The 23,650-nt window shown below is 42.4% G+C and carries 21 protein-coding genes; 5 read left to right on the forward strand and 16 right to left on the reverse strand.

Translation table 11 applies throughout. From position 1 onward, the window contains the following. Positions 1-130: 130 nt before the first annotated feature. On the forward strand, positions 131-289 hold the full coding sequence (locus tag BLR53_RS20000; RefSeq protein WP_157282755.1) for a hypothetical protein: 159 nt from the start codon (positions 131-133) through the stop codon (positions 287-289). Between the two features lie 64 nt (positions 290-353). Next, a complete protein-coding gene (locus BLR53_RS19850; protein WP_139218411.1) occupies positions 354-587 on the forward strand; it encodes a hypothetical protein in 234 nt (77 codons plus the stop codon). Here the strand turns inward: BLR53_RS19850 and BLR53_RS17565 are convergent. Genes BLR53_RS17565 through BLR53_RS17580 form a run of 4 tightly spaced genes read right to left on the reverse strand, consistent with a single transcriptional unit; the run spans position 577 to position 7,929 of the window. Further along, a complete protein-coding gene (locus tag BLR53_RS17565) occupies positions 577-1,659 on the reverse strand; it encodes a Gfo/Idh/MocA family protein (protein ID WP_037438087.1) in 1,083 nt (360 codons plus the stop codon). The genes BLR53_RS19850 and BLR53_RS17565 overlap by 11 nt on opposite strands. A 12-nt stretch (positions 1,660-1,671) precedes the next feature. Then, complete coding sequence (locus BLR53_RS17570; RefSeq protein ID WP_083332120.1) at positions 1,672-3,162, reverse strand: Gfo/Idh/MocA family protein; 1,491 nt, start codon at positions 3,160-3,162, stop codon at positions 1,672-1,674. Positions 3,163-3,187: 25 nt separating this feature from the next. Then, entirely contained in the window at positions 3,188-6,619 is a 3,432-nt protein-coding gene (locus BLR53_RS17575; RefSeq protein ID WP_074591531.1) for a DUF1080 domain-containing protein, read from the reverse strand. A 38-nt stretch (positions 6,620-6,657) separates the two neighbouring features. Continuing rightward, entirely contained in the window at positions 6,658-7,929 is a 1,272-nt protein-coding gene (locus BLR53_RS17580; RefSeq protein ID WP_037438088.1) for a Gfo/Idh/MocA family oxidoreductase, read from the reverse strand. A gap of 309 nt (positions 7,930-8,238) precedes the next feature. Here BLR53_RS17580 and BLR53_RS17585 point away from each other — a divergent pair, with 309 nt between their 5' ends. Then, on the forward strand, positions 8,239-8,772 hold the full coding sequence (locus BLR53_RS17585; RefSeq protein WP_037438090.1) for an OmpA family protein: 534 nt from the start codon (positions 8,239-8,241) through the stop codon (positions 8,770-8,772). A gap of 246 nt (positions 8,773-9,018) precedes the next feature. On the opposite strand, the gene BLR53_RS17590 is transcribed toward BLR53_RS17585, so the two are convergent. The 3 genes from BLR53_RS17590 to BLR53_RS17600 all read right to left on the reverse strand — a co-directional run bounded on the left by BLR53_RS17590 (position 9,019) and on the right by BLR53_RS17600 (position 11,289). Further along, a complete protein-coding gene (locus tag BLR53_RS17590) occupies positions 9,019-9,480 on the reverse strand; it encodes a DsrE family protein (protein ID WP_037439994.1) in 462 nt (153 codons plus the stop codon). Positions 9,481-9,631: 151 nt separating this feature from the next. Further along, a complete protein-coding gene (locus BLR53_RS17595) occupies positions 9,632-10,561 on the reverse strand; it encodes an NAD-dependent epimerase/dehydratase family protein (protein WP_074591534.1) in 930 nt (309 codons plus the stop codon). Positions 10,562-10,671: 110 nt separating this feature from the next. Next, positions 10,672-11,289 carry a Crp/Fnr family transcriptional regulator gene (locus BLR53_RS17600; protein WP_083332121.1) on the reverse strand — a complete coding sequence of 206 codons (618 nt, stop codon included), beginning with the start codon at positions 11,287-11,289 and terminating at the stop codon, positions 10,672-10,674. A gap of 168 nt (positions 11,290-11,457) precedes the next feature. Here BLR53_RS17600 and BLR53_RS17605 point away from each other — a divergent pair, with 168 nt between their 5' ends. Continuing rightward, positions 11,458-11,871, forward strand: a complete 414-nt coding sequence (locus BLR53_RS17605) for a cupin domain-containing protein (protein WP_074591536.1) — start codon at positions 11,458-11,460, stop codon at positions 11,869-11,871. An 85-nt stretch (positions 11,872-11,956) separates the two neighbouring features. Here the strand turns inward: BLR53_RS17605 and BLR53_RS17610 are convergent, their stop codons facing one another. The 7 genes from BLR53_RS17610 to BLR53_RS17640 form a co-directional block, all read right to left on the reverse strand. Further along, positions 11,957-13,081, reverse strand: a complete 1,125-nt coding sequence (locus tag BLR53_RS17610) for a glycoside hydrolase family 130 protein (RefSeq protein WP_037439946.1) — start codon at positions 13,079-13,081, stop codon at positions 11,957-11,959. A 45-nt stretch (positions 13,082-13,126) separates the two neighbouring features. Continuing rightward, entirely contained in the window at positions 13,127-13,558 is a 432-nt protein-coding gene (locus BLR53_RS17615; RefSeq protein ID WP_037439999.1) for a hypothetical protein, read from the reverse strand. A gap of 12 nt (positions 13,559-13,570) precedes the next feature. After that, entirely contained in the window at positions 13,571-14,497 is a 927-nt protein-coding gene (locus tag BLR53_RS17620) for a transporter (RefSeq protein WP_074591538.1), read from the reverse strand. Between the two features lie 45 nt (positions 14,498-14,542). Beyond that, the gene (locus BLR53_RS17625; protein WP_074591585.1) at positions 14,543-15,589 is read right to left on the reverse strand and encodes a cytochrome-c peroxidase; all 1,047 of its coding nucleotides are present in this window, start codon (positions 15,587-15,589) and stop codon (positions 14,543-14,545) included. A 4-nt stretch (positions 15,590-15,593) separates the two neighbouring features. Then, on the reverse strand, positions 15,594-16,445 hold the full coding sequence (locus BLR53_RS17630; RefSeq protein ID WP_074591541.1) for an MbnP family protein: 852 nt from the start codon (positions 16,443-16,445) through the stop codon (positions 15,594-15,596). 221 nt (positions 16,446-16,666) lie between these two features. Next, positions 16,667-17,050, reverse strand: a complete 384-nt coding sequence (locus tag BLR53_RS17635) for a hypothetical protein (protein WP_037439952.1) — start codon at positions 17,048-17,050, stop codon at positions 16,667-16,669. Between the two features lie 97 nt (positions 17,051-17,147). Continuing rightward, positions 17,148-18,551, reverse strand: a complete 1,404-nt coding sequence (locus BLR53_RS17640) for an alpha-L-fucosidase (protein WP_074591543.1) — start codon at positions 18,549-18,551, stop codon at positions 17,148-17,150. Between the two features lie 177 nt (positions 18,552-18,728). Here BLR53_RS17640 and BLR53_RS17645 point away from each other — a divergent pair, with 177 nt between their 5' ends. Continuing rightward, on the forward strand, positions 18,729-21,029 hold the full coding sequence (locus BLR53_RS17645; protein WP_143007903.1) for a GH92 family glycosyl hydrolase: 2,301 nt from the start codon (positions 18,729-18,731) through the stop codon (positions 21,027-21,029). 24 nt (positions 21,030-21,053) lie between these two features. Here BLR53_RS17645 and BLR53_RS17650 read toward each other — a convergent pair whose 3' ends face one another. Further along, positions 21,054-22,439 (reverse strand): alkaline phosphatase family protein, encoded by a 1,386-nt coding sequence (locus tag BLR53_RS17650; protein ID WP_074591546.1) that lies wholly within the window; start codon positions 22,437-22,439, stop codon positions 21,054-21,056. Then, entirely contained in the window at positions 22,436-23,650 is a 1,215-nt protein-coding gene (eboE, locus tag BLR53_RS17655) for a metabolite traffic protein EboE (RefSeq protein ID WP_074591548.1), read from the reverse strand. Before eboE ends, BLR53_RS17650 begins: the two co-directional genes overlap by 4 nt.

Raw genomic sequence — 23,650 nt, forward strand, 5'->3', positions numbered from 1 at the left:
AAAGATAGGGAGAGCGATACTGATTATCAGCAGATAAGGATTTTATAATTTGTTTATATGAATAAAATTTAGAAATTAGTATAAGCTAACCCTTCAGCCTCCCTGAGGCTGTTCAAGGAACAAAGCGATTATGACTAACCAAAAAAAGCATAGAACGGACCTTTTCAGGTATGAAGTTTCCCTTTCCAGGGAGATGGAGACAACATTTATGATGTATGCTAAACGTGTGGCCGTTCATTACCACTTTGGTTATTTCTCACGCACAACCTGTAAGGACTTTATCAGCTAAGCCCCAAGCCAACAATTGGTTTGGGGCTGTAGGAAATCAATTTTTTACGCCTGATAAAGTATTTATGAAAAAATTCCCGATTCACTCCGCGGCTGGAATCAGCCTATGGCTATTTACGGTCAATATCGTACTGGTTATCGCCTCCTATTTACTGGAAAACACTTGGTTAGCTACAGCAGCAATAACCATGTCATCCATGATGTTCTACCTTCAGATTCGTCTGAGCAAGTCGATGAGCAGCCCCCAGCAGGAACATCTTCAGGAAAGAAAAGAGGCTGGCCAACACTTCAGAGTTTAACCCGCTCTCCCTTCCGTACAGATTCATCACATGCAAATGCAATCCTCAGGCTGTTTACTGCTTCTTCAGTTGCCTCCTGAAGATCTACATCTTCAATAATGGCTTTTAAAAATGCCCGTTGCTCCCTGTTGCACAACTCCTGGTGACCAGGTTCATCACGCATATCTATCCAGGTATCGGGCTTTGCAAAGTGTCCGGCAGCATCTAATTCTGCATGGTGAACTTTAATAGATTCGGTACGGGTATGCGAATCTATATTATCTGAATTACCGGATGCCGCAGCTTCCCGTGCAACGATGGAAACTGCGCCCTGCGGACCAATTACATCTTTGATAAAGAATGCCGTATCACTCATCATCGGTCCCCAGCCAGATTCATACCATCCCACAGAACCATCTTCAAACCTGATCTGCAGCTGTCCGTAATTATAATTACCGGCCGCAATAACATCTGAAAGTCTCGCCCCGATAGCGCTTACTTCAATCGGCCTGGAACGGGTCATCTGACACATAACATCCAGATAATGAACTCCGCAATCAACAATAGGGCTTAAGCTTTTAAGCAGGTTCTGATGCACGGCCCATTTTTCAGCCTGGCTTTGCTGGTTTAGATTCATCCGCATGACCAACGGTTTACCCAACCCTCTGGCAAGCTCAATAAACTTCTGCCAGGAAGGATGATAGCGGAGTATATAGCCCACGAGTAGTTTCTTTTGATACTTCTTAGCAGCAGCAGCAACCCGCTGTGCACCAGCGACCGAATCGGCAAGTGGTTTCTCTATGAATACATGACAACCACTTTCCATCGCCCTGATCGCAAATGCTTCGTGAGTGTCTGGATAAGTGGAGATACAGACTGCATCAGGCCGGGAGGTTTGAATTGCATCCTCAAAATCATCAAACAAGGGGTAATCAGCCCCGAGCTTATCATTTAATTTTCTTTTACTATCCCCTTTCGAGACCAGTCCGCAGATTTCAAATCCATCCAGATGATGGTAGGCGGCAGCATGGGAAGAGCCCATGTTACCACATCCCACGACCAGTACTCTCAGGTTTTTGTTTCCTGTTTCCATGACGGTTATTTTTTAAGTACCAAGGCTCCAGCCTTGACGGTATTCTCTTTTTATATAAGCATTTACGGCATCAAAATTGGTAACTTTCAGCTGGTCTTTATCCCAGATCATTTTAATATCTCTTCCAGGGTACTCAAAACCGCTACCTGCTCTCGCCGTTCTTACATCGGTTCCCCGAATAGCCAGATTTGCAATTAATAAAGTCTCTGTCAGCGGACCTGCAATTTCAAAAGGAGAACTCAGCCTGATTTTTCCATATCCAGCTATAGCTGCTTCCGCCCATTGCCAGTAATGTCCTTCGACACCACCGTTTACCCGCTCGATCTTCTGTTTGGTATGCACCTGTTGGTTGCGTGAAAGAGGCAGTAAACGTGGATTTGAACCATACACGTCACACATCATTTTTCCTTTTGTGCCCTCAAACAAAACACCATTTGCACCAAAAGGTTCATTCGCGCCCAGCTCCTCCGGCCGGCCCGGCTTAATGCCACCATCCATCCAGTGTAACCTCAAATCGCCTTTAGTCTTATTTGTTTTCTTGAAAGTCATTATGATATGACTTGAAGGAGGACAGCTGTCCGGATAATATCCGCGCTTGAACTCATCTTCATAGATACTGCCAACGCTGCACTGCACATCCAATGGCGTATCAAGCCCAAGTACGCGGAAAGGAGGTTCGACCAAATGGCAGCCCATATCGCCTATCGCACCGGTCCCGTAGTCCCACCAGCCTCTCCAGTTAAAAGGAACAAGTTTATCAATGAAGGGTTTATATGGCGCGCTGCCAAGCCAGAGATCCCAATTGAGTTCCTTCGGAATTTCACCATTAATCGAAGGCCAGGTAATACCCTGTGGCCAGAGTGGCCTGTCCGTCCAGCAATAAACTGTATGGACTTTACCAATTACGCCCGCATCGCACCATTCCTGCAGTTGCCGCACACCATCGCCGGAAGAACCCTGATTACCCATTTGGGTAACTACCTGATATCTTTGTGCAGCCTCTGTCATTTTTCGAGCCTCATAAATATCATGTGATAAAGGCTTCTCCACATAAACAGCTTTACCTAACTGCATAGCTGCCATTGTGATCATTGCATGATTGTGATCGGGCGTAGATATGACTACCCCATCAATGTTTTTACTCTCTTTATCTAACATCTCCCGGTAATCCTCATAATATTTTGCCCGAGGATACTTTTTCACCGAATTGGAGGCTCTGCGCCTATCGACATCACATAGAAATGCAATTTCAGATTTACCGCCATTATGGATATTATTCAGATTGGATTCTCCCTTTCCGCCTACGCCGACTCCGGCAACCAATAAACGATCGCTGGGTGCCAGAAAGCCTTTACCACCCAGAACATGGCGCGGCAGGATCATAAATCCTGCTGCAGCCAATGCTGTTGTTTTTATAAAATTCCTTCTTGAATTGTCATTGCTGTCGATGGACTTTCTGTCCACGATCTTTTCTTCAGGAAGTTGATTAGTTTCAGTACTCATGAATAAAAAATTAATGCTGGACGGATTATTTTTTTGCTTTGCTCAGGTCTTTTATCCTGATATTCCGGAAGTCTACCGGAGAACCATGTCCCAGGAATCCGATATAACCCTTATCCCTGGATAAACCAGGGTGTGGCTTACCGTCGGCGGCCCCATTTTTACGTGCCTCCGTCAAATCACCATCAAGAATTACAGTTCCGTTCAGAATTACTTTGATCTTCGGCCCCTTAACGACCACTTCTTCGTAGTTCCATTCTCCGACTGGTTTCAAACCGCCACGTTTCGCAGCCAGCGTACCATATACAGAACCATGGTATTGATATTTCTCCAGCTCTTTATAGATGGGTGCATCATCATCAAGAATCTGCAGCTCCATTCCTTCATACGCAGCATCACCAGTTAAAGGAGCACGGATTCCCAAACCATTATTCGCACCGGGAGTCAATTTAAACTCAAAACGGAAGATAAAATCACCATACTCCTTTTTAGTGAACAGGTTTCCGCCAGACCCTTTTCCAGGAACTGTGCGAATGGCCAGATTGCCATTTTCAATAATATAATCCGTGGTATTTCCCTGCCACTCATGCATGTTGGTTCCGTCAAAAAGAACTTTAAAGCCTTCCTTTTTCTCATTTGCACTTAATACAAACGGCTGAGGTCTCGGGATTTCCCGGATATATAAATCACGATAAGCTATCGGAGATCCATGTGCCTGCAGTTCAATCTGTTCCTCTGCAAAGATGGCCATGCTTCTGTCCCAGTAGTTTTCCAGAATTACATTATCAGTTACGAGTACCCCATTCAGATATACAGTTACACGGTCACCTTTCATAATGATGCGGAAAGTATTCCATTCGTCCAGTTTATTGTCTGCTATTTTTAAGGGTATACTTTCATTAACCTGATTATTGTAAAGGCCACCTGAACCAACCTGCGCACCCACATTAGTCATAGAATTATCCCAGATCTGCACCTGAGGGGAACCCCGCAGATAAATTCCGGCATCACCTTTCTGTTTACCATCATCAATAATTTTCCAGTCTACCAGCATTTCGAAATCACCATATTTTTTTACAGTCGCCAGGTTTTCTCCATGAGCTGTGAACTGAATCTCTCCGTCTTTAACCTTCCAGCTATCCAACATCGCTATATTGGCCTTCTGCTGTGCTGCCGCTAAAGTCTTCGCATTCATTTGTGCACGTTTAACCGGATTTTCAACCAGCCCTTGCCATCCGGTCAGATCTGTCCCATTGAACATAGTTACGAAACCTTCCCCAGCTGGCATTTCAGCCAATAATTTGCGCAAACCTTCTTTTTCATAATCACTATCGCCCCCTGTTAAAAGTCCCATCGTTTTTTCTATCAGATTACGAACAATAGAACCGTTGAGACTTTTGTCTGCGATAGCAATATTCATAATCGCTTGTGCAGCTGCCTGCTGTAGTGCAGGATCGTCCAGGTACTTTCCAGCAAAGACCAATGCATTAAATGTTTTGGCAGAGCCTAGTTGTCTGAGGAATTGCTGTTTTTGTTCAGGCTTAACCGCTACAGCCATTCCCTCACGGACGAGTAATAATTTTTGTTCCGGCGTTACATCCAAAACGCCTATCAACCTGAGGTATCCGCCGATCGCGGTCTGATTAACAGATTCGTCTTTATTTGCAGCTGCGATTTTAATCAGTTCTGTCATTGCCCCCTGATCAGACCAGCCAGCTAGTGCATTCAGGGCAGCTTTTTGCTGATCCGGAGTACCCGAAGTATAGTCCTGCTTCACTGCTGCAAGCGCTTTCTGACCGCCAACACTTGATAAAATATTATAATAAAGAGCTTTTCTGTCAGCTGGTGCTGAATTCATTTCAGTCAAAATCTGATCTGTTTGCTGCTCCCCCTGCACGTTACCTTTTAATGCGGCAATAATACCATCACGCACACTTTCCAGTTCCTGCGGACTGTGACTGGCTTTCAACATTGCAAATAAAGCAGGAAGATTTCCAGAATTAACCGTTGCATTAAGCGTTGCATAGGCGGCTGTCTTCACATCATGATTGCTACTTCCCATCAGCGACTGTATATTGCTCACCTGCGAATTAGCTCTCCTTAAAGCCAGAACCTTGAGTAAAGGAATCTGCACTTCAGGTTTTGCTTTAGGTATGTAAGCAGCAATATCATTAATCAACTGTTCACCCTTGATTTTGTTTAATGCTGCGACAATGGCATCCGTCTCCTGTGCATCTTTTCCCGGTAGTGCATCAAGCAGCGCAGGAACGGCATTTTGTTGTCCCACAATAGCTGCCGTTTGTATAGCTCTATTTCTCAATTGCTGATCCTTACTATTGATCGCTTTCAAAACCACCGGCAATGCATCTGCATTTTTTCCGCTGGCAAATAAAGTCAGCAATTCAGTCTGCCTGGCGGCATCGTATTTATCGAATTGTTTAACCCATGACTGCATATCAGCAGCATTTTTATCATTCATAGCCAACTCTATCACGGCACCACGGTACTGTGCATCCTTTTCTTTCAGAGCCTTTTGTAAGATTTCTGTTTTCTGCTCAGGCTCTGCGATGATTCTGATAGCCAAAGCAGCGGTCCTAAGGTCTATTAAACCAGCTTTTTGTGCAGCTCCGTCTATTTTCTTCACTAAACCAGCAGCAGCTTTTCCATTTCCGCTCCGGGCAAGGTTAGTTGCATAAATTAATAAAGATGAAACAGCGTAACTATCTTCAGATACAAACTGGGCTTGTTTCGCAGCATCCAATAAAACAGTTTCACTGGAAAGGTCTCCGATACGGGCCAATGCAAGCAGACTCATCTTTTTCAGCTGGCTGTCTTGATCTGCAGCAGATTTTGAAATTTCAGCAACTGCAGCCTTAACTTTACGGTCGCCCAAAGCATTTATCACCGCTAATCTGGGCTGACCAGTCGAAGACGCAAGCGCGGTTAGTAAAGCCTGGTCGGCTTCAGCAGATTGAATCTTAACCAACGCACGTGCCGCTGGATCTACCAAATCCTGATCTGTTAAATAAGGCGTTAAAATTGCGATAGCATCATTTTTTGCTACGAGATCGAGCTGGCTGAATAAAAAGGATTTATTCTGCTTATCTTGTAAATTGCCTATTGCGTTCGTAAACGCTGCGACACTCATTTTCCTCGCATTTTCTTGCTTACCACTGCTTGCAAAAGCAGCAAAACCACCGGCAGCATATTCTATTAAAGCATTATTTCCTGCACCGGGAGCTTTCAAACCCATAATTAATGCAGCCAGCCCAACATCTCCGAGCTGTAAGATATCATTCATATTTGCTGCAAGAAGCTTTGCATCATTTGCAGGTAACTGTGTTAACAAATCTGCGATCCGGGTAGATTGCGTACGCTGATCGCCCTGGGCTTTTACCTGCATTGCCGGATTCAAAAGCAATAGTGCAGCTGCCAGGATAAAGTATTTATTTCTTATCATGTTTTTTTTTCAATAAAAGGTTAAGGATTCAGACCGGATCAGATGGTAAAAGGAGCACGCATGACAGGGTTGATTAACCTGTTCGCACCTTCGTCATCAACGAACTCCTGTTTTACGGGATCAAATTTTAATGATCGGCCCAGCCTTAAAGCAGCTAACCCTATATTGATAATATTACATGATCTATGTCCATTTTGCTCATTCAATGCAAATTTCTGTCTGTTACGAACGGCGGTCGAGAAATGAGTGACCTGTTCTTCCGGATCAGGAAAAGCGGCGAGTTTACGCTCCAGATCCGGGATATCCGATTTAAAACCTGGATATAATTTACCATTCGGGCCTTCTATATAAGCCGAATTAACATCTTTACCTTCTCCATCGAGAATGATCTGGCAACCATCAGCGTAGGTATAAGTAATTCTTCTCCAGATTCCAACAGCATCTGTATGTTGCTGAGGAGCATCAATCTCTACAGAAACCGGATTTGTATCATCTTTCCCAAGAAAATACTGAATAGGGTCCAGATAATGCTGGCCCATATCGCTTAGCCCGCCACCATCATAATCCCAATATCCGCGAAAAGTCTGGTGTACTCTATGTGTACTGTATGGTTTATAAGGTGCTGGTCCAAGCCATGAATTATAGTCAAGTTCTGCAGGTACTGGTTCAGGAGGAAGATTATCTCTTCCAACCCAATAGAATTTCCAGTCAAAACCTGTATGCCGACTCACAGTAACTTTTAAAGGCCAGCCCAACATACCGCTGTCGACCAATTTTTTAATCGGTTTAACCGGGGTACCCATCCCATAAAAGGTATCCTCAAATCTAAACCAGGTATTTAATCTGAAAATCCGGCCATGCTGCTGTACAGCCTCCATTACCCTTTTCCCCTCTCCAATAGTATGTGTCATTGGTTTTTCGCACCAGATATCCTTTCCGGCATTCGCCGCATCTACCGCCATAATCCCGTGCCAGTGTGGCGGGGTTGCAATATGGACAATATCAACTTCCGGTAACCGGATGAGTTCCCTGTAATCACTAAAAGTTTTAACTCCCTTATCGAGCATAGGCAACGCCTTATCGATGTGCCTTTTATCCACATCGCAGATGGCCACTACCTGTGTCCCGTCATATGGAAAGTGATTCCGGCCCATTCCCCCTACGCCTATTACAGCTTTGGTTAGTTTATCGCTGGGCGCGATAAACCCATTTCCACCAAGAACATACCGCGGAACAATGGTAAAAGCAGCCGCTCCTACCGCAGTCTTTTTGATAAAGTCTCTTCTTGAGTTGGGTTGATTTGGTTTCATATTTTGTTTAATTAGTTTAAAGCTGGATCTAGGGGGATCCTTTCGGGCTTTAGCTACGGTTTTATTTGGTTAGGTGAATAATTGGTTAATTATTATTCCATGAATATAAGATTATTGGATTAAAAATCACAACCTGTTTATTTACAAATACAAACAAATGGGTTCTTCTTATTTGATACATTTATGTTAATTTCGGTTTTCAAACCACAATAGACTGCCAGATCCACCATACCATTATCCGGTTAAAGGCGTTATGTCTAGTAATTAATATTAAGCAAAGAAATAATCACTTAAAATAATATCAAACAAATGAAATCTATTAAATCAATTCTGATCCCTGTTCTGGCTGTATTAATCTCCCTGTCTTTCTATTCTTGCAAGACTAAAAAGATAGCTGCAAAACCAGCGCCTATGGAGCGTGTTAAACAAGAACCCGCGCCGGTAAAAGAAGAGGCTCCAGTTAAACAGGAACCTGTGCAGGAAAAACCTGCTGAAGAAGCGAAACCGAATTTCAGTTTCAGTGGTGTACATTTTGAATTTAATTCTGCTGTATTGAAAACAGATTCTTTTTCCCTGCTTGACCAGACTGCTGCAGAAATGAAGAAATCACCAGATGCTAAGTTTGTCATTAACGGACACTCCTCTGCAGAAGGTTCAGTAGAACATAATATGTCACTTTCGGTAGATCGTGCGAATGCTGTAAAATCTTACCTGGTTAACGCTGGACTCAACGCTGCGAATTTCACGATCAAAGGATTTGGGGCGTCACAACCGGCAACTAGTAATGATACCGAAACAGGAAGAGCACTGAACAGAAGAGTAGAGATTAAGCCTGCACAATAAAAAAATCAGGTTATAAAAAAAGGGGACAGTTGAACAACTGTCCCCTTTTTTTATAACCTGATTTTTGCCCGAATGGTATAGTTTAAAGAAAGTTCTGTTCAGCTATTATTCGTTTTCTGTTTAAATATGGTCCAATGTTCCTTCGTTCCTGATTGAAGAAACAATGGACAAACAATGAAGGAAGTATGAAGGAAATTGGAACAAACGCAGAGCATCACTAACACAAGACTAGCATTAACTCTTAGTTTATGGATGTACAATTGCCCAGCCATCGTAATGCCTGATAATGATTTCGCCGTTACCGCTGGGTACATAACTGATAAAATCGAAAAGTTCTTCTTTTGCTATCTTTCGCTCTTTAATTGTATTTTCACACTGGGCGAGAATAACTCCTCTGCCTTTCAGATCCAGCAGCGTTTTCTCATAGGCGTTTTCTTTGTTATAAACTGCAACCCCATCACCAAATACAATAAGCTCCACTTCTAATTTCCCCTTGAGCCTGGGATCTTCCAGTGCATTTTTAATATTTCTTAGTGTTCCGGTTATCTTTTTGTCTTCACCACTGTTCAGCACATAAAGCGCCTTATAATGTTTTAGGTTCGCTTTGGCTCCGGTAAACTGTCCGGTTACCTGCTGCGCAGAACTATTAAAGGAAAAGCCAGTACATACTAGCAGGCAGCACACATATACCCATGTCAGTTTTCTCATTTTGTTTTTTTTTAGATTTGCTATCGGCCCGCATGGACCGTATTTATGTTGTTTTTCAGAAAAATTCATTCGCATAGGGGCCACAAGGCGCATTAATAAGTTTGATACTCAAATCAAATATGGGCTTTGTATACATCACAAAGATGAGACATTATTTTTTGGGATATAAAGTCTCTGACATCAGCCTGACACCATTACGATAAGTTGTCGGCCTAAAATCAAAAGCCTTTTCGAATTTCGACGAATCCAGGTTATAATCATGGTCATACTGATAATACAACTCTACTGTTCCAGCTGCAGTCTTTTCAAATAATCCGGCCAGCCGCAGCAGAAACTTGTTAATGTTAAAAGCGCGGGGCTGCACATTGTAAATCTCTGCGGCCAGCTCGATAAATTCATTACCGGTTAAAGGAGCTGCAGTTGGCAGATGCCAGATCTGATTACCAGATTCCGGATTTTTGCCCAGCAAATACATTGCTTTTCCGGTATCGGGAATAAAAGTAAAATTATGTAAAACCTTGGGGTCACCAATCCACTGCGCACGCTGTCCGGCTGCATATTTATTCAAAACCATCATATCCAGAAAACTATTCATTGAATCTGTCCCATAAAAATCAGCGGCCCGGACAATCGTCGCCTGTATATTTCCCGCTTTAACTTCCTCCATCAGCTGAGTTGCAATCTTTGCCCTGACTTCTCCCTTCTTACTTAAGGGGTTATAGGGCGTCGTTTCCAGCATCGGCCCTTTAACCAAGCCATACATATAAACATTATCGAAGAAGATAAGCCTGGCACCGGCTTGCTGAGTAACTTGTATCAGGTTTTGCATAATAACCGGCCACTGCTGTTCCCAGATACCTGAATCATAAACCAGGCCGGCGCACATATAGATAACAGTACTACCCTGGCAAGCCTTTAGCAGCTGTTTATAATCCAACAGATCCGCTTGCTTCCATTCTATTTTTTCATCTGTAAATTTGGAAGGTCTTCTGCTTACCAGCCGAATATTCTCACCATGTGCCAGCAGTTCTCTGGTTAATGCATTTGCCGATGGTCCGCCGGCACCTAATATTGTATTCATGTCTTTTTCATTTAATGTCTGAGACAAAATTACAGTGGCAGCCCCATAGTAAACGTTAACAAAAGATATGGGTTTAAAATTTTTAGGTCTCTTAGAAACCTCCTGCGGAATCAGGCATGCATTAAGGTACGTCTTCTGATACGGGAAAGCGATACTGGCGTAATTCCAAGAAAGTTTGCAATATAGTGCTGCGGAATTCGAAGTAAAACAGATCCGTTTGTTTCCAACATTTGCAGATATCGTTCCTCCGGCGTTTGCAGAATAAATGATGTGACGCGGTCTTCGTAACAGCAAAGGTAATGCTCTGCGACCAGACGACCGAAGCGTTCCATTTTACAGCCCAGTAACGGGTTTTCCAGCATAAGCTGCATATTTTGGTAAGAGATCAGTACCAACTGCGTTTCTTCCAGTGCCTGTATATAAGTAATACCGGGCTGCTGCGTCAGATAACTTTTATAGGAACTTACAAATTCATTTTCAAAACAAAAATATCCGGTGATCTCTGTTCCCTCTTTAAGGTGGTAAAACCGCACGGAGCCTTCAACAATAAAACCAAAGTGTTCGCACACTTCCCCGTTTACGGCAAAATGATCTTTCTTTTTAATCGTACAGCTACTCAAAAAAGGAATAGCCGCCTCCCACTCTTTATCAGTAAAATTAACATAAGGAACTATTCCCTGACGAAAGGCTTTCAGTTCATTTACGGAAACAGATTGATGATACTTCATCCGGTGATTGTTTGAGGTTTATGCTAAAATAACATCTGAAGACCACAAAACATATTTCTTTCCCACCATTTTATAGTAACTCCTACATTTGCTCATGAATTTTAATAAAGAGGTAAGACTTGTTGTCGAAGCCAACAACAGCGTTGTACACCATACTAACCGGAAAAAATGAATCAGTTAGAATCTAAGAAAAGTCATAATGATGTGAATGACGAAATGAAATACATTAAAGCTGTAAGATTGTATAATACTCCTGATGGCGGATGCGATTTTGAAATCGGTAAAATTCCGACGGTCACACCTATGGATGTGACTACATTCTGGGTTCAGAATCACATCGATAAATATGAAAAAGCTGCTCACCCTGCACCAAGGAGACAGTATGTAGTAACGTTAAAGGGCTCTCTGGAATTCAAAGTAACCAACGGCAAGGCCTTCCTCATAGAACCTGGCATAATCCTCATTGCGGAAGACACCACAGGCGAGGGTCACACCTGGGAGCTAATTAAAGGGGAGACTTGGGAAAGACTGTATATTCCGCTCGCAGCGAATGCAGAAAATCATTTTATATCGGACTACTGATATTGGCTGACTTCAACCCGGATTTCTGAATCCGATCTATAAATAAAACGAAAGACCGGTTTCTTACAGAGACCGGTCTTTCGTTTTATTTTTGTTCACCATCAGCTATGGCGACGGCAACTCTGGAATCTGCACATCCGTAATACAGCAACCACTTATCCTGATGATAGACCAAACCTTCAATAAACACAGTACCAGCCGGATACTGTCCGCTTTTCTCAAAAGATTCTGTCGGCACAAAGAATGGACGATCCAGCCTCTCTACAAAAACAGAAGGGTCATCTGCACTGAATAACATCTGACCGGCACAATAAGAATTGGCCGTATAGTTCGGGTCGCTGTCCTCACCAGACAAGTTCTTACCGTTATAGAGTAACACAATTCCTTTATCTGTTAAAATTGCAGGTGGGCCACATTCTGTGAGATGGCTGTCGAAATAACCTTTACGCGGAGAAACCAACTCTTTAAGCTGGCCACTTTCGTTGACAACCGGAGTCCAGTCCTTGAGGTTCTCTGAAACCGCAGCATAGACATGGTTCTCTCCCCAGTACATCCAGTATTTGCCCTGATGTTTGGTAATCACCAGTTTCCCATCTTTCAATGTAGTTAATATCGATGCAGATTTTGAAGCTATATCGTGAAATTTACCGTTATAAGCGTCTTGAAAAATTGGCCCGTGTTTTTCCCAATTCACCAAATCTCTGGAAGTCGCCGCACCTAGTCTTGGCAATTTTTTGTTCCATTGTGTATAGAACATTACATAAGTGCCGTCTTCGGTAACCGCTACACGTGGATCTTCACAACCGCCCGGCCATTCGAATTCCCGCTGATCATCTGCTTGAGGGTAAAATACAGGTGTACTTCTTCTTTTCATGGTAATTCCATCTTTACTCTCCGCCAGCCCGATTCTCGAAGTCCGGTGTCCGATACCGACTCCCGATTTATCCTCTGCCCGATAAAGCACATATACTTTTCCATCCTTTACCGCTGCTGCAGGATTAAACGTATCATTACTTTCCCAGTCTACCTTTTTCTTTTGCATCGGGTCATAAAACCTGGTTTTAGCGTCCGGTGAAATAATAGGATTAACTCCCTGCGGACGTACAAAAGGACCGATAGCCCAATCCGGTAAATCCGTTAATGGTTCCTGCGCCCGGACACTGGGCTGTAATAGAAGGAAAAGACAAAAGATAGTCAGTAGTTTTTTCATGCTGGATGGTTTAAGCTGATTCTTGAACTGCAAAATAATGATTTATCATTTGTATTTTAAGAGATAAGCATCTGATTCAGAAAGCACCGCTTTATACAGAGAATCAAGCACAATAATTTTCTGCTTTTCGGCTTTGAAATAAACGGAAGCTTCTTCATTGGATTTCCCATCTATATCTGCCTTAAAGTCATGCATCCAGTCAATCATCTGCTCATCCACGCTATTCAGTTTCCCGATTAGCTGCCCAATCTGCCGCTTTTCTTTTACGGTGTCCGGCACTATTTTTTTACTGAACAGACTATCCATCTGGCGGGAAATTTTGTCAAGCTTCATTTTGCGGGAAATTGCTTTTTCACTATCTACCATCACCTGATCATGATAAGTCAAAACTTCCGTTCTGAAAGTTTTATACTCCTGACCAGACTGGCAGGCTATGCATATAAGTGTCAATGCACTAAAACGTAATATATTTCGCATAATAATAATCATTTAAAAAGGTAAAGAAACATGAACCATTACTCTGTTCCCGGCATTCACACGACCACCGGCTAAATCCTGAGCACGTACATTCTGATAATTCGCACCAAAGGAAATCTTCTTTGCTGCCACTTCAACACCGGCAACAGCGGAAAGGGAGTATCCGCCGGAAACAGCGACGTCGTACTTTTTATTTTCGACATCTTTTGCTGCACGTTCATAAAGTACACCGGCATTAGGTGCAATGGTAAGTGCATCTGCCACCCGGAATTTATAGTATACCAAAACATTCCCGGTAAATTTATTACCGTAACGGTAATCGTACTTATTTTCGGTATTCATCTTATAATTCACATTGGCATTCATACCCAAATCATTATACCGGATATCGTAAGCTGCATTTAAAGTAAAATCTGTACTTGCAGTTCCCAGCTGAAAATTATTAGGTGATTCCACCACGGCCAATCTTTCTGAAGGCTCATATTTACCTGTTGGTGCTTTCACCCCCCCACCAATCCATAAAGACTGGATAAGTAAACGTCCGGCTACCGTTGCAGACTGGTCAAACAACTTATAATAAGCCATCACTGCGACGTCTCCAATACCATTTTTACTTCCGGTCTCTGCCTGACTTTCACGCCGGTTAAAATTATAAGGGACAAATGCGAGGATCCTGAACCTGCTTCCTACATTCCAGCCGCCCCAGACTTCCATACTTTGATAAGTCTCTTCAGAAGTTAGTGGTGTCCGCTCACCAAAAGGACCTAAATGTGTAGTCAGGGACTTATGCTGATATCTCAACCCAATAAACCGCTTGTTGTATTCTGGTAAAATGCCCAGGTAATAGCTGCCAACTCCGCATCCGCAGATATCGCAGGCGAAGGCCGTTGCTGTTGTCAGAAACAACAGGCACAGGCTTATCCATATTTTCTTTTTCATATTCTATATTTTTTACAGGAAGCGGCCAGGCCGCCCCTTGAATTTTTATTGTTCTGATAAACTGATATTCTTAATAAACTCCTCATCATCCAATGTTTTGAGAAATGCAAGCAGATTTTTCTGATCATCGCCGCTCAAAGGAATCCCTACCCTGCCATTCTGCCGAAGTAGCGGATCAAGATTTGGAGTAGGCTGTACCTCCGAATTATAGTGTTCCAGCACGCCTGGCAGTGATAAAAACCGTCCGTCATGCATATAAGGACCAGTATAGGTCAGGTTTCGCAGAGAGGGCACTTTAAATTTATACTTGTCAGTTTCAATTAGCGTGGCCGTATATAAACCCAGATCGTTAACCGGACTAATACCTAGACCATTATTTCTGAATGCACCATCGGTAAATAATGGTTCAGCATGACAGGATGCACATTTTTCTTTAAAAAGATGATATCCATTCAGCTCGGCAGAGGTAAAACTTGCTCCTGCTTCTTTACGCATGATTTTGTCATACCTGGAATTACTACTGATACACATGACCATAAACTGCGAAAGCGCTTTCATAAAAACCGCTGTATTAATCTCCGCAGATCCGAATGCAGATCTAAAAAGTTGCTGGTATTTTGGCATGTCACGAAGTTTACTGTATACATTTCCCAGGCTTTCGTCCATCTCCTCATGCGCTGTAATAGGTGTGACCGGTTGCAGATCAAGATCGTATACTCCACCACCCCACATAAAAGCTTTATTCCAGGCAAGATTCATAATCGGCGGGGAATTTCTGGTACCCAGCCGGTCATCAATTCCGTGACTCACATCGTGTCCGTGCTGCGTGAACGCAGAAGACTGGATATGACAGGACCCGCAACTTATCGTGTTATTTCTGGACAGTCGCGGCTCATAAAAAAGTGCCCGTCCCAATTCAAACCCAGCCTTAGTTACCGGATTAGTTGCAAAATGATACGTCGGATCCGGGAAATTATCTGGTTTGTGAAACCCCAGGAACTGTTCTATTTCCTGCTTTAAGGGATTGTCCTTCTTACAAGCAGTAATGAAGATTCCCATGCACAGCAATACAAGCCAATGTTTTCTATTCATGGCCTTAATTTTCGGTATGATCATGTCTGAACATTCCTGTAAGATTGTTAGCCACCTTAGTGCTATACTCACTAAACATTACATTCGGATGCTCAGCAATCCTAAATGAGTTGGTCCCGTTAAAGACCTTCATGACATCGACAAAGAGGTGAATATTACTCTGACGGTCTTTTCTGACCCGTGCAATTCCTGCAGTCCGCAAGTCCAAAGTAACAGTCTTAATATTGTTAATGGTCGGTGCAGAATAACCTCCGAATCCACCTATATGATATTTAAATTGTTTTTTACCTGTAGGATCGCCATTTGCATCGTCAGAGATCACACTGGAATTACCCTCGAACCTGAAGAAAATATATCCTGAATTCCATCCCCAATACATTCCGCCTGAATCATGGCCGCCAGCAGCCGGGTCCAGTACTCCTGTTCTTTTATCTATAGGCATTGTACTTCTTAAACTATCTACCCCCATTGTAAAAGTCAAAGACGTGTAATCACCTTCAGGAACATTTACTTTAGCAAATCGCGTTGCTTTATCAGCTCCTGAAATCATGAAATAACTACTGTCCTGATTTACCGTATAGCTCTTGCCTTCAGCGGTAGTAACCTTAATATTACTAATAAAATACTGCAGCATAGAAATAGAGAATTTCTCTCCTGCGCCATTAGTGTACGGACTACCGGTGTTGTTGACAGAGAAAGTCCGGTCGCCAACAATGTTATCAAATTCTACAGACAGCGGAGCCAGATTCTGTTCCTGGAACTCTGGAGCAGGATCGCTTTTTTTACTACATGCTGTACTTAATAACAGTGCTCCCAGCATTAGGGAATATGTGATATGATTTAAAATGGTTTTCATCTTTAATTATTTGTATTGAATTCGGGCTTTAAAGGCTTTGGATTTACGGGACATACCAGTCCCCATAGCCAATGAATATTGCCTTTACAACCGGTTTAAGGGTGAATAATAAATTGTTTTAGAATGAATAAAGTCGTCATTAATAGGCAGGGCATAAAAATCCCCATATGCACTGCTAAACCCGCAGGATTAACATGCAAAAAATGACCTTTAATTAAAACCTAGGAAAATAAGGTGGGAGGGGGTACGAGTACTTCAGCATCGCGTACTGGCAAAGCTGAAGAGATTTCTGCAGAAGCACTCCTTTTCTGAGTGTAGGTTAAAGCCGGGAGGGTAACTGTTGTTTTCAGAATGCAATGTTCCTGAAAGCTTTTCTTTTGTCCGTCCTGTTCCTGCTTTTTCTCTTTTTCTTCTGCCTGCTTTAGTTTTTTTGCAAGGTAGCATTTACCATTACAATTCAACTCGGGCTTATCTCTGTTTTCACACAGTGTACTGGAAATGTACTTCTGATTCAGTTCAAAACCCGCGTAAATAAACTGGCGGCTGAATGTTGATAACATCAGGGCCGCGAGCAAAAATACCGCAATCAAGTTTCTGAATCTCATTGCCGCAAAGATATTGTTTAAAACCTTGTTTTTCCTATTCAGGACTAATTCTTTTATCCTCCCGCTGCCGGCTTAAGGGACAGGAGCCTATGCTAACTTATCTTTTTTCATTGTAGACTTCAAATTCTGATATCGTAATCTGTTTACCTGAATCTTTGATTTTCACCCTCACTTTTTCGCCTGTCACCTTATCAAATCTGTTTACTTTTACTTTTTTGCTATTCTCTCCATCATAGACTTTCTTCCAGGTCTTATTCTGATAATACTCTAAAGTATAGTTACTGAAATTAGCATCGTTCTGCGCAATAACAACGGTGTTAAAAGTTGTCGGCTTTCTGAAATCGATTTCGTACCAAGGATTCTTTACTTCTGAATTGGATACCCATGAAGAACGGAAATTATCATCGTTGGCAAAGTCCATAATATTATAATCATCACTCCAGCTGGAATTAGATGGTTTATTTTTAGCCAGGTTAGATGAAATGATTGGAGCTCCGGTCTCTGCAATTTTACCGACTGAACCCTCATTCTTCCAGATTTTACCAATCTCTTTTAACTCAGCCAAAGCATTTTCATCAATCAAACCATTACGGTTAGGCGCAACGTTTAAAATGAAGTTACAGTTAGCATTATTTAAAGGAATCAAAGTTTCGTTAACCAGTTTCGCCGCAGATTTAACAGGCACCTGAGGAAAATCTGTTTTCCAGAACCATGCTGTGTTAATCGGCAGACAAGCAAGAGCCGGCATTTTATTGGTTTCTTTAGATACCTGTTGTCCTGCTCCCATTTCATAAGTTTTAATATCTGTATAATACAGACCTTCAGCTGGATATTTTGCACCATTTAAGTCCATTAATAAACAGTTTGGCTGCAGCTTTTTAACCAGGTGATAGATTTCTTCGAATGGAATTTCATCGTACGTGATTCTTGACCAGGGCGCATCCCATCCATCGATCACCAAAGCCTCAATCGGGCCATAATTAGTTAATAATTCTGTAATCTGTTTTTTAACCATATCAATATGGTTAGGTGTAATGTCATTTGGTCTTAATTTATGGTGTGTATCCAGAATAGAGTAATAAAGCATAACCTTCAGGTCATTCTTACGGAATGCATCTACATATTCCCGTACCACATCTCTTTTAAAAGGACTGCTCTTAATACTGTAATCTGTTGTTTTAGTATCCCAGATACAGAACCCGCTATGATGTTTTGTGGTAATACAACCATATGTCATATTAGCTGCCTTTGCTGCTTTTGCCCATTGATCACAATCCAGGTCTACCGGATTAAAAAGTGAAGCAGGTGCATCTGGATCCGGCCAGTCTGCATTAGCATATGTTGGAATGTTGAAGTGAATAAACATACCGAACCTCAAGTCTACAAACTGCTGCTGTAATTGGTGCAATGGTAGTGGTTTGGAATTTACATCCTGCGCCAGTAGCGTAGTGGTGTTAAAGCCAAGTATCAATACCAGGCCCAGAATAGCTTTTTTTAACATTAAACTAGATTTTAGATTAGCAATAAACTCACAATCCTTACAGGCTGCGCTCCCACTCGTAAACATAAAGAAGTTAAATATTTAAATTTCTTGTAATATTATCCAGTTTAGATATTATTTTAGCCTATTAGAGCCATAAATCGTTTTAGTAACTTAAACCATTATAAACCCAATTACATGTCATTTAAAATTTCATTGAGATTCTTAATCTGCCTTGCCCTCACTTTTCAACTCAGCACGGTCACAAATGCCCAGCAAAAAGACAATCTGCTGGATTATGTGAATATATTAACAGGAACCTCTTCCAGCTATGGACTGTCTACCGGTAATACCTATCCGGCTATAGCGATGCCATGGGGTATGAATTTCTGGGTTCCGCAAACGGGAAAAATGGGAGATGGATGGATCTATACTTATAACGCAGAAAAAATAAGAGGATTTAAACAAACTCACCAACCAAGCCCATGGATGAACGACTACGGTCAGTTCTCCATTATGCCGGGTACCGGAGAGGTTCAGTTCGATGAAGATAAACGGGCCAGCTGGTTTTCCCACAAATCAGAAATTGCAAGCCCCAACTATTATAGCGTCTATCTTGCTGATCACGATGTCAAAACCGAAATCACACCGACAAGCCGTGCAGCGATGTTCAGGTTCACCTTTCCCGAAACTAAGCAGGCCTATATAACTATTGATGCTTTTGATAAAGGATCTTATACTAAAATAATTAAATCTGAGAACAAAATTGTTGGCTATACAACCAGAAACAGCGGTGGTGTACCTGACAACTTCAAGAACTATTTTGTAATTGTTTTCGACAAACCATTCACCTACCAGGCAGCAGTTTCAAATGGCAATATCAATGCTGGCGGTGTGGAAAGTGAAAGTAAGCACAGTGGCGCAATAATTGGTTTTTCAACTCATAAAGGTGAGCAGGTACATGCCCGGGTCGCCTCATCTTTTATTAGTCCGGAACAGGCAGAAATAAACCTGCGGGAATTAGGTCATGACAACTTTAACCAACTGGTCAAAAAAGGTGAAAGTACCTGGAACGAAGTGCTGGGCAAAATCCAGGTAGATGACCAGAATATAGACAACAAAAGAACATTCTATTCCTGCCTCTACCGTTCTTTGCTATTCCCAAGAAGCTTCTATGAAATAGATGCCACCGGAACTCCTGTTCACTACAGTCCTTACAACGGAAAAGTATTACCGGGTTACATGTTTACTGACACGGGTTTCTGGGATACTTTCAGAAGTCTCTTCCCATTTCTTAACCTCATGTATCCTTCGGAAAGCATAAAAATGCAGGAAGGGTTAGCAAATGCCTACAAAGAAAGTGGCTTTTTACCTGAATGGGCAAGTCCGGGACATAGAAACACAATGATTGGCAATAACTCTGCGTCTGTAGTATCAGACGCTTATCTGAAAGGGTTGAGAGGCTATGATATTCAAATATTATGGGAAGCACTTAAGAACGGAGCAAATAATGTTCACCCGACAGTAGCTGCATCGGGACGGACAGGTTATCAGGAATACAATAAATATGGTTATATCCCTAACGATGCCGGAATTACGCAGAATGTGGCCCGTACTCTGGAATATGCTTATAATGACTGGACAATTTATAAGCTTGGCAAGGCATTAAAGCGTCCGGCACAAGAGATAGATATCTACGCGAAACGGGCAATGAACTACAAAAATGTATTTGATCCTAAATATAACCTGATGCGTGGTAAAAAGACCGACGGAAAGTTCCAGGACTATTTTAAAGCGACAGACTGGAGTAAAGATTTTACAGAAGGTAACAGCTGGCACTACAGCTGGTCAGTATTACATGATCCTCAAGGGCTAATTGACCTGATGGGTGGTAAAAAAACATTTAACCATATGCTTGATTCTGTATTTACCATGCCTGGTTCATTAGGTATGGATAGCAGAAGTATGATTCATGAAATGAGGGAAATGCAGGTGATGAATATGGGCCAGTACGCACATGGCAACCAGCCTATACAACATATGATCTATCTGTACAACTACTCTGCCGAACCATGGAAAGCGCAATATTGGGCAAGGGAAGTAATGGATAAGTTATATTCCTCGGCCCCTGACGGATATTGCGGTGACGAAGACAACGGTCAGACATCGGCCTGGTACGTTTTCTCGGCGCTCGGCTTTTATCCGGTATGTCCCGGAACAGATGAATATATCACTGGTTCGCCTTTATTCAGCAAGGTAAGGCTGAACTTCGAAAACGGGAAGCAAATGACCATTAGCGCGGGTAATAACAACCGCAAAAACAGGTATATAAAATCCATGAAACTAAATGGTAAGAGCTACACTCGTAATTACCTGACCCATCAGGACCTGACTAAAGGAGGTAATATCAGTTTCGAGATGTCGGAAAAACCTGAAAAAACAAGAGGAGTAAATACAGCAGACCTGCCGTATTCATTCTCAAATGAGCTAAAGAAATAAATTACATTACCAGAAAGACCTTCATCAATGAAGGTCTTTCCTATTTACTACCGAATCACCGGTCAGCGTATTCCAGATTAGCTCATAAACTTCTGTCGCTTTCAGGTTCTGAGAAATCAAACCGTTATCAGTAATCAGCACAGGATGATAGACTTTCGGTACTGCGGGGCTTCCGTGAGACCCTTTGACCAGGCTTGCATCCAATGGAATAACATCCATAATGTAGCGAAATCCCGCTTTCTTTCTCAGTAATTTATACCCTGCCCTGGCTTTAGAAGACATAAACATCTCAACCGGATCATATCCTGGTTTTTTATGAATATCAACACATCTGGCGTAATCTGGTGCCTTGGCATCATCTAACCAGAAATAATAAGTGAACCAGCTATCCGGCTCTGCAATCAGAACCAGTTCGCCTGCGCGTTCATGGGCAATCCCATATGCCTTTTGACCTGCTTCGTCAAGTACGGCAGCAACACCCGGCAGGCCTTCAAAAAGCAGTTTAACCTGATCCATTTTATCCGTGTCATTGAAATAAATATGAGCGATCTGATGGTCTGCAACCGCAAAAACGGCAGAGGCACCTGCATCCAACAGCTCGAGTCCGCGTTCGACACGAATCTGTAGAAAGTTATTCTCCCGCAAAACCCTGTTCACGTGAACCGGGCGGCTTACAGGTGCTATTCCATATTCAGAAAGAATAATAAGCTCTACATCTTGCTGCTGCTGATAATATTCTATCAGTCTTTTTAACACCAGGTCAATTTCCCCGAGCTCCTGTTTTATATTCACAAAGTCGGGCCCGAACTTCTGCAGGCAATAATCAAGATGAGGCAGATAAATGAGTGTTAAGGTTGGATTATAACGCTGGTCTGTAAGGATAGATGCCTCTGCAATCCAGGCAGTAGATTTTATATTGGCTCCTGGCCCCCAGAAACTAAATAGAGGGAAAGTTCCCAATTTTTCCTGTAACTCGTCCCGCAACGATGCAGGAGCAGAATAACAATCCGGCATCTTTCTGCCGTCGGCCAGATAGTTAGGCCGGGGTGTTACAGAATAGTCGGCGTTGGAATACATATTGTACCACCAGAACATATTGGAACAAGTAAAATCAGGATTTTCGCGTTTAGCTCTATCCCATATTTTCTCTGCAAGCACCAGTTTATTTGATTGCTTCCAGAACTTAATTTCGGCGTCAGTGCGGTCATACCAGCCATTACCGACAACACCATGCTCCTCTGGCAATTTACCTGTCAAATAAGTAGACTGCACGGCGGTAGTAACTGCAGGCAGCATTGGTTCAATAACCGACACATTTCTTGTCTTTACATAATTATTTAGAAATGGGGTAAACTCCCCGATCAAACCGGATGATAAGCCTACCACATCAATAACTACTGTCTTTTTCATAGTTGATCGATTTGATTAATTACCCAGTTCAGTTCTTTACTTATAGAGGTACTTATTGGTAGTTTAATTGCTTCCGGCAGTACCTCCCAGGTATAAGTTTCCACCTCCAGATGATTCGTGAACTGATATTCCTTCTGAAGTTTCAGTACCTCCATGATATCACTTTGTGTGGTCTGAAGAACATTTATATTGGACAGCGCAACGGGAACATGAAAATGCGCGCGCCATTCTCTGACATCGGCATGGTCAAAATCGGCCAGTGCTTCCGGCAGATCCGGATAACGCAAAAGCGTACAATCTTCTTTTACAGCGACTACCTGATGCAGATAAGTTGGCTCATTAAACTCCGCGAAACTATTTTTGATCGCCTGGCGTTCTTCAATACCAGTCTTCAGGTTAGCTTTAAGTGCTGCACTGATTTGTATTTTGCCTACCCGCAAATCTTTTGCTTTCAATGCAGCAATCATCTCCCGATGGTTTTCATAACCGATGGAAAAATGACAGACATCATAGCATAAACAAAGATGCTTTTTAAGCAACGATTCCGCCTCTACTGCAGAAACCTGAAATTCGGCTATGATTTCCGGAATTCCCAAAACCAGCAGTTCCTGTTCAAACCATGCTATATATTCCAAACCGGTTTCAATGATGCCATCTGGTTCAGGTTCTAAATCCAGATGAAGATATTTTCCAGTTTGCTGCCCGATACGAACCAAAGTTTTCAACACAGCTATAATATTCAGCGTCGCCGCTTTACTCGCTGCTTTCAGGTCCTCCTGCGTTTTAAACCAGTGACGGTAACTTAGTGGTGAAGTAGAGATCCCGCCTTCCTGTTCATCTGGTAACAAGCGGCTCAGAATTTTGAACAGGCGGATGGTATATTCCCTGCGTTCTGCAGATGTCCAGTCTGGTGTATGCACATCAGCTTTGACCACCGTATGATGAAATTCGCCATAAGGAAAACCGTTCATTGTAAAAACGTAGGCATTCTGCGCTTTCAGCCAGGCAATAAAAGCCGCTAGTTTATCTTCATTTTGAAGCTCCAGGCTCGCCGAATGAGAAAGCCTTAGGCCAATACCCAATGGGGTTTCTGCTGATACAGACTGTTTGATTTCGGGGTAATGTTGCTGTAGAATCTCAAAATCTTCTGCCCAGTTCTTACCTGCATGAATATTTGTGCAATAGGTTAAATGTCCTAGTTGAGTTTTCAT

This window comes from Pedobacter antarcticus (assembly GCF_900103515.1).
GTDB lineage: Bacteria > Bacteroidota > Bacteroidia > Sphingobacteriales > Sphingobacteriaceae > Pedobacter > Pedobacter antarcticus.